The sequence below is a fragment of the Marinomonas fungiae genome, from assembly GCF_001418205.1.
In the GTDB taxonomy this organism is placed as follows: Bacteria; Pseudomonadota; Gammaproteobacteria; order Pseudomonadales; family Marinomonadaceae; genus Marinomonas; species Marinomonas fungiae.
In genome coordinates this window covers 84,082-98,166 of sequence record NZ_LIQF01000009.1, presented here as the reverse complement: position 1 = coordinate 98,166, position 14,085 = coordinate 84,082, and the positions used below count along the sequence as shown (strand labels likewise).

Here is a 14,085-nt window from a genome sequence, read left to right as displayed (position 1 = left end):
GAGACGATTAACAATAAGAAGGTATGACCATGACAGACAATCGCTATCGCCAAGGTGAAATTCGCGCTCCACGCGGCACCACTCTCAACGCCAAAAGCTGGCTCACCGAAGCACCGCTGCGCATGCTGATGAATAACCTCGATCCCGAGGTGGCTGAGAATCCAGAAGAACTGGTGGTGTATGGTGGCATTGGCCGTGCCGCGCGTAATTGGGAATGCTATGACCAGATCGTTGCCACTCTGAAAAATTTGGAAGCCGACGAAACTTTGTTGGTGCAATCGGGCAAGCCTGTAGGCGTCTTCAAAACCCACAGCAATGCACCGCGCGTGTTGATCGCCAACTCTAACTTGGTTCCCCACTGGGCCACTTGGGAGCATTTTAACGAATTGGATGCCAAGGGGCTTGCCATGTACGGTCAGATGACCGCAGGCTCTTGGATCTACATTGGTAGCCAAGGCATTGTACAAGGCACCTACGAAACCTTTGTTGAAGCGGGCCGTCAGCATTACGGTGGGGATTTAACCGGACGTTGGATTTTGACCGCAGGCTTAGGCGGCATGGGCGGAGCACAGCCTTTGGCGGCGACCTTGGCTGGAGCTTGCTCGCTAAACATTGAATGTCAGCAAAGTCGTATCGACTTCCGCTTGCGTACCCGTTACGTGGATGAGCAAGCGAGCGATTTAGACGATGCGTTGGCGCGTATCAAACGCTATACCAGTGAAGGCAAAGCCATTTCGATCGCCTTGTGTGGCAATGCGGCAGACATCCTACCTGAGTTGGTCAAACGCGGTGTTAAACCCGATATGGTGACCGACCAAACCTCCGCCCACGATCCGCTCAATGGCTACTTACCGCAAGGCATGACTTGGGAGGGGTACAAAGCGGCGGCGCAACAAGATCCTGCAGCGACTACGAAAGCCGCGAAACAGAGTATGGCGGTCCATGTAACAGCCATGCTGGCATTTCAGAAAATGGGCGTGCCGACGTTTGATTACGGAAACAACATTCGCCAAATGGCGCTGGAAGAAGGTGTCGAGCATGCCTTTGATTTCCCCGGCTTTGTGCCGGCTTACATTCGTCCCTTGTTCTGTCGTGGCATCGGCCCGTTCCGCTGGGCTGCCTTGTCGGGTGATCCGCAAGACATCTATAAAACCGATGCCAAAGTCAAAGAGTTGATCCCTGATGATGAGCACCTACACCATTGGCTCGATATGGCCCGAGAGCGCATTCAGTTTCAGGGTTTGCCCGCGCGCATCTGTTGGGTCGGACTTGGTCAGCGGGCCAAACTTGGCCTAGCCTTTAACGAAATGGTGCGCTCCGGTGAATTGTCAGCGCCTGTGGTGATTGGTCGAGACCATCTGGATTCTGGCTCTGTGGCGAGTCCTAACCGAGAAACGGAGGATATGAAAGATGGCTCTGATGCAGTATCCGATTGGCCACTGCTGAACGCGTTGTTGAACACAGCCTCTGGCGCGACTTGGGTATCTTTGCATCACGGTGGTGGTGTGGGCATGGGCTTCTCGCAACATTCTGGTGTGGTGATTGTCTGTGACGGTACTGATGAAGCCGCCGAGCGCATTGCCCGCGTGTTACACAATGACCCAGCTACAGGGGTGATGCGCCATGCGGACGCAGGTTACGACATCGCCATTGAATGCGCCAAAGAGCAGGGTTTGCACCTGCCAATGATTACTAAGCCAACTAAATAACGGACGGATGAGAAGCAAAGTATGTTTGAACTAACCCTAAAACCTGGTCAATTGAGCCTAGCGCAGTTACGCCAAATCAGCCGCCGTCATGTCAAAATCAGCTTAGATCCTGCGGCGATCCCAGCTATTGAAGCCAGCACTCAAGTGGTCAACGATGTGATCCGTGAGGATCGTACCGTATATGGTATCAATACCGGTTTTGGTCTGCTTGCCAATACCCGCATTGCTCCGGAAGACCTTGAGGAACTGCAACGCAGCATTGTGCTGTCCCATGCGGCAGGTACCGGTGCGCTGATGGACGATGCCACGGTTAAGCTGGTCATGACCTTGAAAGTAAACAGTTTGGCTCGTGGTTTTTCTGGTATCCGTTTAGAAGTGATCGAGGCGCTGATTACCTTGATTAATAAAGAAGTCTATCCTTGCATTCCCAAGAAAGGCTCGGTCGGGGCATCCGGAGATTTAGCACCGCTGGCTCATATGAGTGCCTTGCTGCTCGGAGAGGGTAAAGCCCGCTATCAAGGGGAAATACTGTCTGGTAAAGCGGCCTTGGCAGTAGCAGGACTGGCGCCCATTACTTTAGCACCGAAAGAAGGCTTGGCGTTACTTAACGGTACCCAAGCGTCGACAGCGTTTGCTCTAGAGGGCTTGTTTGAAGCGGAAGACTTATTTGCTACAGCCATTACCTGTGGTGCGTTTTCTGTGGAAGCTGCATTAGGCAGTCGTCGTCCATTTGATGATCGTATTCACCAAGTGCGTGGCCATCGCACGCAAATCGATGTGGCCGCGGCTTATCGTCATTTGTTAACAGACAGCAGTGATATTGGAAACTCCCATGTGGGCTGTGAAAAGGTACAAGATCCATACTCGTTACGCTGTCAGCCCCAAGTAATGGGAGCTTGTTTGGAACAAATTCGAAATGCTGCTAACACTTTGGTTGTGGAAGCGAACTCGGTATCGGATAACCCGTTAGTGTTCGCTGAAGATGGTGACATCATTTCGGGCGGCAACTTCCATGCGGAACCTGTCGCCATGGCAGCGGATAACTTGGCCTTGGCGATTGCTGAGATTGGCAGCTTGTCAGAACGTCGTATGGCGTTGTTGATTGATAGTAGCTTAAGCAAATTGCCACCGTTCTTGGTGGACAATGGCGGTGTGAACTCCGGCTTTATGATTGCTCAGGTGACCGCGGCGGCGCTCGCCAGCGAAAACAAAACCTTTGCTCATCCTGCGTCGGTAGACAGCTTGCCGACTTCTGCCAACCAAGAAGACCATGTATCCATGGCAACGTTCGCGGCGCGTCGTTTGCGAGATATGGCGGAAAATACTCGCGGTATTCTGGCAGTTGAGTTGTTGGCCTCCGCGCAAGGCTTGGATTTTCGTGCACCGTTGAAAACCACGCCCATCTTAGAACAAGCCAAAGCCGAATTGCGCTCTCATGTAACTTTTTACGATAAGGACCGCTACTTTGCCGCAGACATTGAAAAGGCGACGGAACTTATTAAGAGCGCCGCACACAATGGCCTGATGCCCGCAGAACTCTTGCCGAGCTTTGGTCAATAAGTAGGGGATGAGTATGACAGAGCATGAAACTCAACATGATTGGGACAGCGTATGGCTTGGGGCTAATATTGCAACCATGGAAGATGGTCGCTATAACCTGATCGAGCAAGGCGCCATCGCCGTGAAGAATGGTCAAATTGTCTGGCTCGGCGTTGCTTCAGATCTGCCTCAGTATCATGCGGCGTATACCTATGAATGGGATGGTGGTTTGATTACACCGGGCTTAGTGGACTGTCATACGCATCTGGTATTTGGCGGCAATCGTGCCAACGAATTTGAAATGCGGCTCAATGGGGCAAGTTATCAAGACATTGCCAAAGCGGGTGGTGGCATTCTTTCTTCGGTCAATGCAACTCGCGCGGCAACTGTGGCGCAGCTTGTGGACAGTGCGGAGCCTCGTTTGCGCAGTTTGATGGCCGACGGCGTTACTACACTGGAAATTAAGTCGGGCTATGGCTTAACGAGCCAAAGCGAAATTGCCATGTTGCAGGCGGCCAAAGCCTTGTTAGACAAGCACTCTGTGGATATTAAAACCACCTGCTTGGCCGCCCATGCATTGCCTTTGGAATACGCTGATCGGGCTGACGATTACATCGATTATCTGTGTGATGAGTTGTTGCCCAAGGTCGCGCAACTGGGTCTCGCAGATGCGGTGGATGCCTTCTGTGAGGGCATTGGTTTTAGCGTCGAGCAGACGGAGCGTTACTTCAAGGCGGCTCAGGCATTAGGTTTACCGGTTAAACTGCATGCCGAGCAACTGTCTGCGCTCGGTGGCGCTTCCATGGCGGCGGGGTATCACGCCCTGTCGGCAGATCATTTGGAGTATGTCACCGAAGCCGATGTGATTGCCATGGCGCAGGCGGGCACTGTGGCAGTAATCTTACCTGGGGCTTTTTATGTATTGCGGGAGACGCAAAAGCCCCCCATCGAGCTGTTTCGTAAACACGGTGTGCCCATGGCCATCGCAACGGATGCCAATCCTGGTACCGCGCCGGTGTTGTCGTTACGTCTAATGATGAACATGGCCTGTACTTTATTTGCCATGACACCAGAAGAAGCGCTCGCGGGCGCTACCCTTAATGGCGCGAAAGCCTTAGGCATAGCGGATCAAGTGGGATCGTTAGCCGTGGGGAAAAAGGCCAACTTTATCCACTGGAATGTCGCAAGCCCCGGGGAACTGAGCTACTGGGTTGGCGGTCAACTGTTACAACATCGGGTATACAACGGAGAGCTAACATGACCAAGGTGCCAGCGTTCAACTTTTCTCAAGGCGATTCACCATTATTGGTCAGTATGCCTCATTCGGGGCTAGCGTTAACGCAGGCCGTGGCGGCTGGGCTAACGGAGGCTGCCACGGCTCTGCCAGATACGGACTGGTACATTCCTGAGCTATATGACTTCATAGATCAGCTGAAGGTCAGCCGTATTACTGCCAACTACTCTCGCTATGTGATCGACCTGAATCGTCCCTACGATGATAAGCCCTTGTATCAAAGCAAAACGACAGGCTTATTCCCCGAGATTCTTTTCAGCGAGAGGCCTCTATTTAAAGCGGGCCAAACGCCGACCGCAGAGCATCGTCACTGGTGCAAAGAGCACATTTGGGCGCCTTATCATCACACCATTGCACAGGAATTGGCGCGACTAAAGGATAAGTTCGGCTACGCGATCCTGTTTGATGCCCACTCCATTCCTGCTCAAGTCCCCATGCTATTTGAGGGGACCTTGCCTGACTTTAACTGGGGCACAAACGATGGTAATGCCTGCGGCGCCGCTTTACTTGATGCGGTAACAGGTGTGGTCGAAAGTCGTTTCAGCCAAGTCAGCAATGGCCGTTTTAAAGGGGGTTATATTACCCGCCACTTTGGTCAACCCGAGCAGGGGATTCATGCGATCCAATTAGAACTCTCTCAAGCCACCTATCTGGACTTAGATAAGGCGGCGCAGCAGCACTATCAACTTGATGCTAAGAAACGGCCAGACATTCGTGCGCAACTGCAACGGATCATCGAAGCGCTGTTGAACGAGCCCCCAAAGTGAGTTGTGTTCTGTTTTCTTAAGCGCTGCTCATTCGATCTGCTTCCATTTAAGCTCAAATTCTACAGACTGCTGCAGTATGAAGGCTGGTTTCTTTTTCCATAACGGGAGAATGGTCTAAACTGCTAGTTAGCAAAGCAGTTAGGATATTGCTTGAGTATTTGAGAAAGGAGTTAAGCAATGATGTTGATACCTACGGAAGCCATTGGAAGCATCCCAAGATCACCTGAGTTAATGCAGGCGCAGCGACAGTTTGATGAAGGTAAGATTGACTCTGTGGCAATGGAGGCCCTCTATGAAGAAGCGATTGAAGAGACCATTCACGCTTTTGCAGCGACTGGTTCACCGATTCTAAGCGATGGAGAGCAACGCAAGTCGCACAGTTTTGTCACCTATTCTGTCGAGGGGGGTAAGAATTTCGCCCCCGATGGTTTCGAAATTCCCTTTCAAGATGGTCACGTTCGACGTTTACCGCGTCTTACGGCGGGCCCGTTTCGTTTTATACTCAACGCATACAAAACGTTCGATGTTGCTAAACGTTTCACCGATCTTCCGATTAAACAGTCTATTATCTCTATTTCCGCTCTAAGTTTATTGTACCCAGCAGAAAGCCTAGCGGATTATAGCCGTGAAGACTTTTTAAATGACTTAGTCGATGAGCAGGAAAAAGAAATTCGTGGCTGTTTTGAGGCGGGCGCCTATAAAGTACAAATTGATTTTACGGAAGGGCGTCTGGCCATCAAGCTCGACCCAAGTGGTAGCTTATTGAATGCCTTTATTGAGCTTAATAATCGAGTATTGGAACGCTTTAGCGAAGCAGAGCGAGCCCTGATTGGCATCCATACATGCCCCGGCGCGGATCACGACTCGACCCACAGTGCAGACGTCGATTACGCCGAGCTTTTGCCGAGTCTATTTGAGCTGAAAGCAGGCAACTTTTACATTGCCATGGCGGGAGAAACCAACCCAGAGCGCTCCTTAAAGATCGTGGCGCGTTATTTAAAACCGAATCAACGTGCCTTTATCGGTGTTATTGATGTCATCGATCCTCACATTGAAACTCCGGAAGAGGTTTGCCAGCGGGTTTTACTGGCGGCACGTTATATTCCCTTGGAACAGCTAGGCACCACAGATGATTGTGGCTTTTCACCTTTTTGTGATGACGTCTCTACTACGCGTGAAACGGCTTTCGCTAAAATTCGTGCGCGTGTGTTAGGAACCGCCATGGCCGCGGAACAATTAACGCATCAATAAGGAATGTTTCATGGATAAACAGCGATCCTTCAGCCGTAGTTTTGCCGTGTTCGATGCTCAAAAGCGTTTGCTCGACTGGTCTGAAGGCTTTGCCGATGAGTTTGCCGATGCGGCACCGATTCTAGCCGTTGGTATGAGTGTCAGAGACATTTATGACGCCTGTTTGCTACCTGAGCGTGCACTGGACTTATCATGGGTAGACCGTGCTGGTAGCGTCAATACTTTAGAGTACATTAATAACCGGCAAACAGTTGTCGTCGAACAAGAGGTCAGTGCCTCAGGGAATATTGTTCGCATGGCACGTAGTACGAGCATCGTGTCTCAAGTGCATCCTTCCATGTGTGAAAGTAGCGATGAGCTGCTTCGTTCTGCCGCTCTGCAAATGTCTGTTGCCGTACTCAAGCAACGTGAGGAAGAAAATTCTCGCTTAAGTGAACAAGCGCAAGCGGCTGAGCGCACGTCTAAAGTAAAGTCGGAGTTCTTGGCGAATATGAGTCATGAGATTCGTACGCCAATGAACGGCATATTAGGCATGGCGGCACAGTTATCGAATACGGATTTAGATGAAACACAACAGGAAATGCTCGATATTATCCTCTCATCTGGGCAAAGCTTGCTGGTCATTATTAATGATATTTTGGACTTAAGTAAGATCGAAGCCGATAAAGTTGAGTTAGAAAATCACCCAATAGTGTTGAGTAAGTTATTGAAAGAACTTGAGCTGTTATTTAAGGGGGTGGCTGTTTCTAAAGGGGTTATCTTATCGACTCAAAGCCAGTTTGATAGGGGAGATCTTGTCTTCATGGGGGATGAGACAAGAATCAAGCAAGTACTGATTAATTTGCTCGGCAATGCAATAAAGTTCACTGATCAAGGCGAAGTCACGCTGGCTGCACAGGTCACTAAAGGACTGGCTGAAAGGGTTAGTATTGTGTTCAGTGTCACGGATACAGGGATGGGCATCCAGCAAGAAAATGTCGAAAAACTGTTTGAAGCGTTTTCACAAGCAGACACGTCTATTACGAGAAAATTTGGTGGAACAGGGCTTGGGTTGACCATCGCCAGCAAGTTACTCACCCTGATGGGATCTGAGCTCAAAGTAGAAAGCGAAATTGCAAAAGGATCGAAGTTCTTTTTTGCTATTGAGACGAATGAATGCGTTGTCGAACAGCCTGCGACACCCATACGGACTCTAGGTAATGGGCCTGAGCGGGTTGATTATTCGCATGTATCAGTATTGATCGCCGAGGATAATAAGACCAATCAACTTGTGCTTAGCGGATTTCTTAACCAGCTAGGTGTTGGGGTCATCACCGTCGCAGAAAATGGTGAGCAAGCCATTACCTTGTGCAAAGCAGGGCACTTTGACCTCATCTTTATGGATATGCAAATGCCCATTAAAGATGGGCTTCAAGCCACTATTGAGATCAAACAGATGGACAACTATCGTGAGGTGCCCATTATCGCGCTCACGGCAAATGTATTGGAAGAAGACTAAAAAAGCTGTTTAGACGTAGGCATGTGCGATTTTATTGGTAAGCCGATCAGTTTAGCGCAGCTAAAGTGCGCCCTTAATACATGGTCTTAAGCAACGAACCAATAGTATAGTTGATCTGCATTCCAAGCTAAGAATATGCCACATATAGAAGGGGTCAGATCCCTTTAGTGATGGCTAGAAAAATTTAAAGCATTTCTAGAAAAGGGATCTGACCCCTGAGTGTAAAAGATCGAGAGAAGTGAACCGTGAGATTAGAAGATAAGCGCGTATTGCTATTTGATTTGGATGGCACACTGGTTGACAGTGCGCCGGATTTGGCTGCTGCCGTTAACCAAACCTTAGAACATTTAGGCCGTGAACCGTTTCCAGAAGCAACGGTGCGTAACTGGGTTGGTAATGGTGCGTTGGCACTGATTTCCCGTGGACTAAGTGGCTCAAAAGAAATCGACCCTAATTTGCCTCAAGCGTTGGTGGATCAAGCATTAGCGGCGTTCTTAGAGTTTTATGCTGCAGGGGTTTGTAAGCAAACGGTGCTGTACCCAGAGGTTAAGGAAACCTTGTTAGCGCTTAAAGAGCGCGGCTATCGTCTGGCGATTATTACCAACAAGCCTGAGAAGTTTATTGAGCCTATGCTTGAGGGGTTAGGCTTGTCAGGCGTGTTCGAATTTTCCCTAGGGGGCGATTCGTTACCGGAGCGTAAGCCGAATCCACTGCCGTTGTTCACTGCTTGTGCCATGATGAATGCCGAGATCGCTGACTGTGTCATGATTGGCGATTCAAAAAATGACATTTTAGCTGCGAAAGCGGCCAAAATGGACAGTATTGGTGTCAGTTACGGCTACAACTACGATGAAGATCTAGGCATTTATGAGCCAAACTATTTGTTCGACCACTTCAACGAGCTACTTAGCGTTCTAGACGATCTGAAAACGCTAGCGTAACCCAAATAGTAAAGGGTCAGACCCCTAAGACTAAAAAAGGCTTGGCGATTTGATCACCAAGCCTTTTCTATTTAGTCTTGAAATACGCGTGCTAACGCATCTGGGTATTGACGATCTCGGGCGAATTGTTCTGCTTGTGCTGTGACTTCTTCGCTTTGACATTGTTGTGTTACGGGGAAATAGTGATCATGCAAATGCTGCTTAGCCAGCTGCGATTGCACGATGCCTGAATCGAGCAAGTCTTTTAGAATGGCGTCCGCGGTCGCCAGTGCTGAAGACGCTTTGACGATTTCCGCGCGAGCATAACCTTGTCGACCAAAAGAGACGTCCGCCGCACGTAGATCTGGGTCTTCTCCTGGGATTTGTTGCGCCCCAAACAATGGCTTGGACGCAGTTTTTGCGGTGATAAAGTTGGGAATAAATTGCGCGATGTGCGCAATATTACCTTCGGTACGTTCATGCACCAGTTGCTCTGGCCACTCACCATCTATCTTCTGCAGGAAGTGTGGGGCAAGCTTCGGCTGAGAGCTTTGTTCACAACTGGTCACTAAGCCATCTTTGAATAGAGTAATGGCTTGAGTCATGCCATGCAGCTGAAAGTAACCGCCAGGGTAGGGCGTTAGTTGCGCCATGCCTTGCGGTGTGCCACGCTCGCCATGAAACACCACTTCGGGCCACAATCCTTGGCATTCCGGCCAATAGGTGACGAACGACGCTTTAAACTCCACCATTCGCTGGCGCTTGGCTTCGACCATATCGTCCAGCTCACCACTCTTAAAACCACAGGCGTTGACCACGTAATCGTATTCGGCCACTTCAAGCGTGTTGCTATCTGTAGTAGCAGTAGGCTGGGTACAGACTTGCCAACGCTTACTACTGGCACAAGGTCGAATATCCACCACACTGGTGTTGGTTTTTAGCTGACAGGCGTCTAAGCGTTCAATAGCAAGGTTGGCGATGGCCGCCCAACGAAACGCGGACAAACCGTATTCTTGCACCATTACGAGCGGGAATTTGAGTGTGTCGAGATTGGTTTGCTTGGCAAATGCGACCAGCCAATCCTCATCGCATTGTGCGTGCTCCGGAAGTTCCCGTTGTGCTAAAAATTCGATCTCACTGCGCTCGTAGAAACGAAAGTAATCCGCCGGTTTGCCCAATACTTCATTGCTGGCGTCTTGATCCACTAAGGCTTGGTAATGCGCGCGCAGTTTTTCTAAGCGTGTTAATAAATCCTGTGGCTCGCTACGATCAGACTTAGGGACTGCTAATAGGGTTGGACGAATATTAATGCTTTGCGGATACACCTTTACCGTATCAATGGACTGCTGTAACAGCGTCAAACATTGTTGATCGGAAATTTCACGATACAGGTTGCCGCCTGCGTGCAAGTGGCAGAACGGCGGGCCATTAACTAAGCTCGGTCCACGTTCAATTAGTGTGGTGTCGATGCCTAGTTCCGCTAACCGTAACGCAATGGTTGAACCCGCGACACCTGCGCCAACCACGGCGATCTTAGGTGTGCTTAAGGTGTCAGCGGTTGCACCGGTAAGTGTTTGAGTCATGAGCTTCGCTTATTCAGTAAAAGGTTCAAAGTTTGGCCGCTATTCTACGTGGCTCACTAGTCTATTTGTAGCAACAAAAGTGAAGATCTTTTAGCCAAAAGAAAAGCTGTCTCAAAGAGGCAGCTTTTGTATAGCAGTTTGATGTCATTGGCTTACGTACAATTGCTTCTAGTTAGATCAGTTTAGGGCTTTATCTTTTCTAAAAGCGTTACTAAATAAAGCTTGGTTTTGGTTTACCAAAATCCCAGCACTTTCCACCATAAACCACCAACAATGCCCCAAACCGCTAAGTTCACAACACTCATGATAAAGCCCATTTGCCACCAGTTTTCCATGGAGACATAGCCTGAGCCAAAAATAATCGGTGAGGTGCCGGTGGCATAGTGGGTCAAAGACATCATCAAAGAGGAGGCGCCCGCGAGCAGCAAACCAAGGTACAAAGGTGGAGCACCTAATGCTAAGCCCGCCGCATAAAATGCAGCGAACATCGCCGTAATGTGGGCAGTGGTGCTGGCAAAGAAGTAATGGGCATAGAAGTAAATCGCCACCAAAATCAGCACTGAAATCGGCCAATCAAAACCGAGCTGAGCAATATTGCCTTCCACCACAGAAGAGAACCAAGCGACTAAACCGAGCTTATTAAGGAAGGTCGCCATCATCACCAGAGCCGAGAACCAAATGACCGTGTCCCAAGCAGACTTCTCTTTTAGCACATCTTCCCAGCTCAACACCCCAGTGATCAGTAGAATCGATAAGCCAAGAAATGCCACGGCGGTGGTATTTACCGCAAAGCCAGAACCCAGCAGCATCGCTGGAAGGCCAGCCCAAAGCAGCAGTAGTAGGGCAAACACAAACACCATGATTTTTTCGTCGAACGACATAGGACCCATGTCAGCAAGCTTAGCTTTGGCAAATACCTTAGCATCCGGAGTGTTTTTGATTTCCGGCGGATAAACGAGATATACCACCAGTGGAACCAATGCGATACACACTAAGCCTGGTAACAGTGCAGCCAAGGCCCACATGCCCCAAGTAATGTGGATGTCAGCGCCTGTTGCATCGGCAATAAACTGCACTATCAGTGGGTTGGGCGCAGTTGCGGTGATAAACATGGCCGAGGTAATGGGGTTGATATGATAATTTACCAACGCAAGATAATGACCGATTTTGCGAGAGGTGCCATCTTCTGGATGGGAGCCAAAACTGCTGGCGATGGATTTCATAATCGGATGAATCACACCGCCACCTCGGGCCGTATTGCTCGGCGTCACGGGGGCAATAATCAATTCCGAGATCGACAGTGCATACCCAATCCCGACGGTTTTCTTACCAAACAGGGAAATAAAATAATAACCGACCCGATTGCCAAGGCCGGTTTTTGAGAGGCCACGGGAAATGATGATGGCGATACCAATTAGCCAAATCAGCGAGTTAGAAAAGCCACTTAAGGCATCTTTTATCGCGCCAGACGGAGAATCATTGGTCACACCCGTTAATGCCACCAAAGTGATGGCTAAGACTGCAATAGCACCGATTGGCATGACCTTACCAATAATGGCAGCGATGGTGCCGACAAACAGTGCCAGTAAATGCCATGCGTTGGCCGACACGCCTTCTGGAATCGGTACCACAAACCAAATACCTAGGGTTAATGCCATCGATATCATACCGGGGACAAGCTTAACTCCACCCGCTTTCATACTCGCTCCTTGGGATTGTCGGTTCGTTTTGAATAAGAATTACTAATAGAGTACTGAGCTATCAATTCTGGAATGCTGACATTTGTCATGAGAGATCTTGTGGGATGTGATTAAGCCGATGGCCAATGAGAACTTGGACAATTCTTGCGTAATCACCTCTGACTGGCATGAAGAGAACAGGGTATTCATGCAGTCATTCGCTCCGTGCAAGATTTAGTTCTGTGTCAATGCTTGATGATACAGGCAAACAACTAGGTGATAGTTTTCTTACAAAGGCTTCAAGATCCGTTATTATTCGTGCCATTGAATCTCTTTATTATCAGGCGATTAGAATTGAGTAACTCAGTAAATGACTCCCAGTTTTGGGTAATGTGTCCCGACTGCCAAGGACGTGGTAAGCGTAGCCGCCGCTTGCGTAAGAAAGTGCGCATGGAATATCAAAAAGCGTTGGAAGCCTTCGCTAAAGATGCCTCAAATCAGGAGGAGCCGGTCAAACCAAAAGGGCATTTGGAGGCCTGCGCACACTGTTTCGGTCAAGGTGTAATTCGTGCTTCGGAGCCGATGCCAGTCGATACCGAACGTTTGCCCCATGTGGCGATTATCGGTGCGGGGATTGGTGGCATGGCCTTAGCTGTAGCCTGCAAACATCGCGGTATTCCCTTTACCTTGTATGAACGTGATACAAGCTTTGATGCTCGCTCACAAGGCTATGGCTTGACGTTGCAACAAGCCAGTCGTGCGATCTCTGGTCTAGGTATAACCCAGCTGGATGAGGGCGTGGTGTCAACCCGCCATATGGTGCATAACACTGAAGGTAAGGTAGTGGCCGAATGGGGTATGCGCCGTTGGTTAGAAGGCAAGCCTAACGCTATCCCCAAACGCTCTAATATACACATTGCACGTCAGTCCTTACGATGGCAAATGATGCAACAGCTTGGTGGCGCCGACCAAGTGCATTGGGATCATCAGTTGCTCGATTTCAATCAAGAAGCGGGTGATAAAGTGCAATTGACCCTGAATGCTAAGGGGCAAGTAAAACAAGTCGAAGCGGATTTAATTGTCGGTGCGGATGGGATTCGCAGTGTCGTGCGTCAGCAGATCATTGGTGAGCAGGCAACACCTTTACGATCTTTGGATTGCATGGTGATGTTAGGAATTTGCCCTCTGTCTGAACTCGGAAACTTACAGTCGGACTTACTAGACGGTGCGACCGTATTTCAGACGGCTAATGGTAATGAACGTATTTACATGATGCCCTACAAAGCAGATTCGATCATGTGGCAGTTGAGTTTTCGCATGGACGAAAAAGACGCTAAGGTGCTCAGTGCACAGGGGGCAGAAGCATTAAAAGCCGAAGCTTGCCGCCGTTTGCCTTGGCATTCGCCGATTCCAGAAATTCTCGCGGCAACGCCAGCCGAGCTAGTATCTGGCTACCCAGTTTACGATAGAGAGTTACTGACACCGGAACATTTTGCTAACAGTCCGCGCGCCACCTTGATTGGCGATGCAGCTCACCCGATGACACCCTTTAAAGGGCAGGGAGCGAACCAAGCTATCTTGGATGCCTTGTCCTTGGCAAGGGAAATTACCCAAGGCTGTTGGTCGGCATCGGTATGGCGCGAGACAGGTATTCGCCAGTCTGTATTGAATGCTTATGAAGTCGCGATGCTTGAGCGTAGCTCAGTCAAAGTGGAAGGCTCAGCCGCGGCAGCGGAGTTTTTACATTCGGACATCGTGTTAGAGCCGATTGATCAACCTCGTCGTCTGCCAGAGAAATAATCAGGATCGAATATAATGTGAATGTGGCGCGTTCGGATGGTTTCG

Annotated in this window: 10 protein-coding genes; 8 read left to right on the top strand and 2 right to left on the bottom strand. The window is 49.6% G+C overall.

What is annotated here, in order from left to right; translation table 11 throughout:
• The first annotated feature begins 29 nt into the window (after positions 1 to 29).
• The 7 genes from hutU to ASC49_RS13840 all read left to right on the top strand — a co-directional run bounded on the left by hutU (position 30) and on the right by ASC49_RS13840 (position 8,999).
• Entirely contained in the window at positions 30 to 1,709 is a 1,680-nt protein-coding gene (hutU, locus tag ASC49_RS13870; RefSeq protein WP_211262065.1) for a urocanate hydratase, read from the top strand.
• A gap of 21 nt (positions 1,710 to 1,730) precedes the next feature.
• Entirely contained in the window at positions 1,731 to 3,269 is a 1,539-nt protein-coding gene (gene hutH / locus ASC49_RS13865; RefSeq protein ID WP_055463855.1) for a histidine ammonia-lyase, read from the top strand.
• A 13-nt stretch (positions 3,270 to 3,282) separates the two neighbouring features.
• Positions 3,283 to 4,509, top strand: coding sequence for an imidazolonepropionase (gene hutI / locus ASC49_RS13860; RefSeq protein ID WP_055463854.1), 1,227 nt, complete (start codon positions 3,283 to 3,285; stop codon positions 4,507 to 4,509).
• Positions 4,506 to 5,309: an N-formylglutamate deformylase gene (gene hutG / locus ASC49_RS13855; protein ID WP_055463853.1), complete on the top strand. Its 804-nt coding sequence runs from the start codon at positions 4,506 to 4,508 to the stop codon at positions 5,307 to 5,309. Before hutI ends, hutG begins: the two co-directional genes overlap by 4 nt.
• Before the next feature lie 177 nt (positions 5,310 to 5,486).
• On the top strand, positions 5,487 to 6,560 hold the full coding sequence (locus tag ASC49_RS13850; RefSeq protein ID WP_211262064.1) for a cobalamin-independent methionine synthase II family protein: 1,074 nt from the start codon (positions 5,487 to 5,489) through the stop codon (positions 6,558 to 6,560).
• 10 nt (positions 6,561 to 6,570) lie between these two features.
• Positions 6,571 to 8,058, top strand: coding sequence for an ATP-binding protein (locus ASC49_RS13845; RefSeq protein ID WP_055463852.1), 1,488 nt, complete (start codon positions 6,571 to 6,573; stop codon positions 8,056 to 8,058).
• 245 nt (positions 8,059 to 8,303) lie between these two features.
• On the top strand, positions 8,304 to 8,999 hold the full coding sequence (locus ASC49_RS13840; RefSeq protein ID WP_055463851.1) for a phosphoglycolate phosphatase: 696 nt from the start codon (positions 8,304 to 8,306) through the stop codon (positions 8,997 to 8,999).
• Positions 9,000 to 9,070: 71 nt separating this feature from the next.
• On the opposite strand, the gene ASC49_RS13835 is transcribed toward ASC49_RS13840, so the two are convergent.
• On the bottom strand, positions 9,071 to 10,561 hold the full coding sequence (locus tag ASC49_RS13835; protein WP_055463850.1) for an FAD-dependent oxidoreductase: 1,491 nt from the start codon (positions 10,559 to 10,561) through the stop codon (positions 9,071 to 9,073).
• Positions 10,562 to 10,794: 233 nt separating this feature from the next.
• Positions 10,795 to 12,261, bottom strand: a complete 1,467-nt coding sequence (locus tag ASC49_RS13830) for a DASS family sodium-coupled anion symporter (RefSeq protein ID WP_055463849.1) — start codon at positions 12,259 to 12,261, stop codon at positions 10,795 to 10,797.
• 333 nt (positions 12,262 to 12,594) lie between these two features.
• Here ASC49_RS13830 and ASC49_RS13825 point away from each other — a divergent pair, with 333 nt between their 5' ends.
• Positions 12,595 to 14,040, top strand: a complete 1,446-nt coding sequence (locus ASC49_RS13825; protein WP_245624723.1) for an FAD-dependent oxidoreductase — start codon at positions 12,595 to 12,597, stop codon at positions 14,038 to 14,040.
• Positions 14,041 to 14,085: the final 45 nt, after the last annotated feature.

Coding starts and splice junctions, on each gene's coding strand:
- ASC49_RS13845 (WP_055463852.1), top strand. CDS start 6,571: ATGGATAAACAGCGATCCTTCAGCCGTAGTTTTGCCGTGTTCGATGCT.
- hutH (WP_055463855.1), top strand. CDS start 1,731: ATGTTTGAACTAACCCTAAAACCTGGTCAATTGAGCCTAGCGCAGTTA.
- ASC49_RS13850 (WP_211262064.1), top strand. CDS start 5,487: ATGATGTTGATACCTACGGAAGCCATTGGAAGCATCCCAAGATCACCT.
- ASC49_RS13830 (WP_055463849.1), bottom strand. CDS start 12,261: ATGAAAGCGGGTGGAGTTAAGCTTGTCCCCGGTATGATATCGATGGCA.
- hutU (WP_211262065.1), top strand. CDS start 30: ATGACAGACAATCGCTATCGCCAAGGTGAAATTCGCGCTCCACGCGGC.
- hutI (WP_055463854.1), top strand. CDS start 3,283: ATGACAGAGCATGAAACTCAACATGATTGGGACAGCGTATGGCTTGGG.
- ASC49_RS13835 (WP_055463850.1), bottom strand. CDS start 10,561: ATGACTCAAACACTTACCGGTGCAACCGCTGACACCTTAAGCACACCT.
- hutG (WP_055463853.1), top strand. CDS start 4,506: ATGACCAAGGTGCCAGCGTTCAACTTTTCTCAAGGCGATTCACCATTA.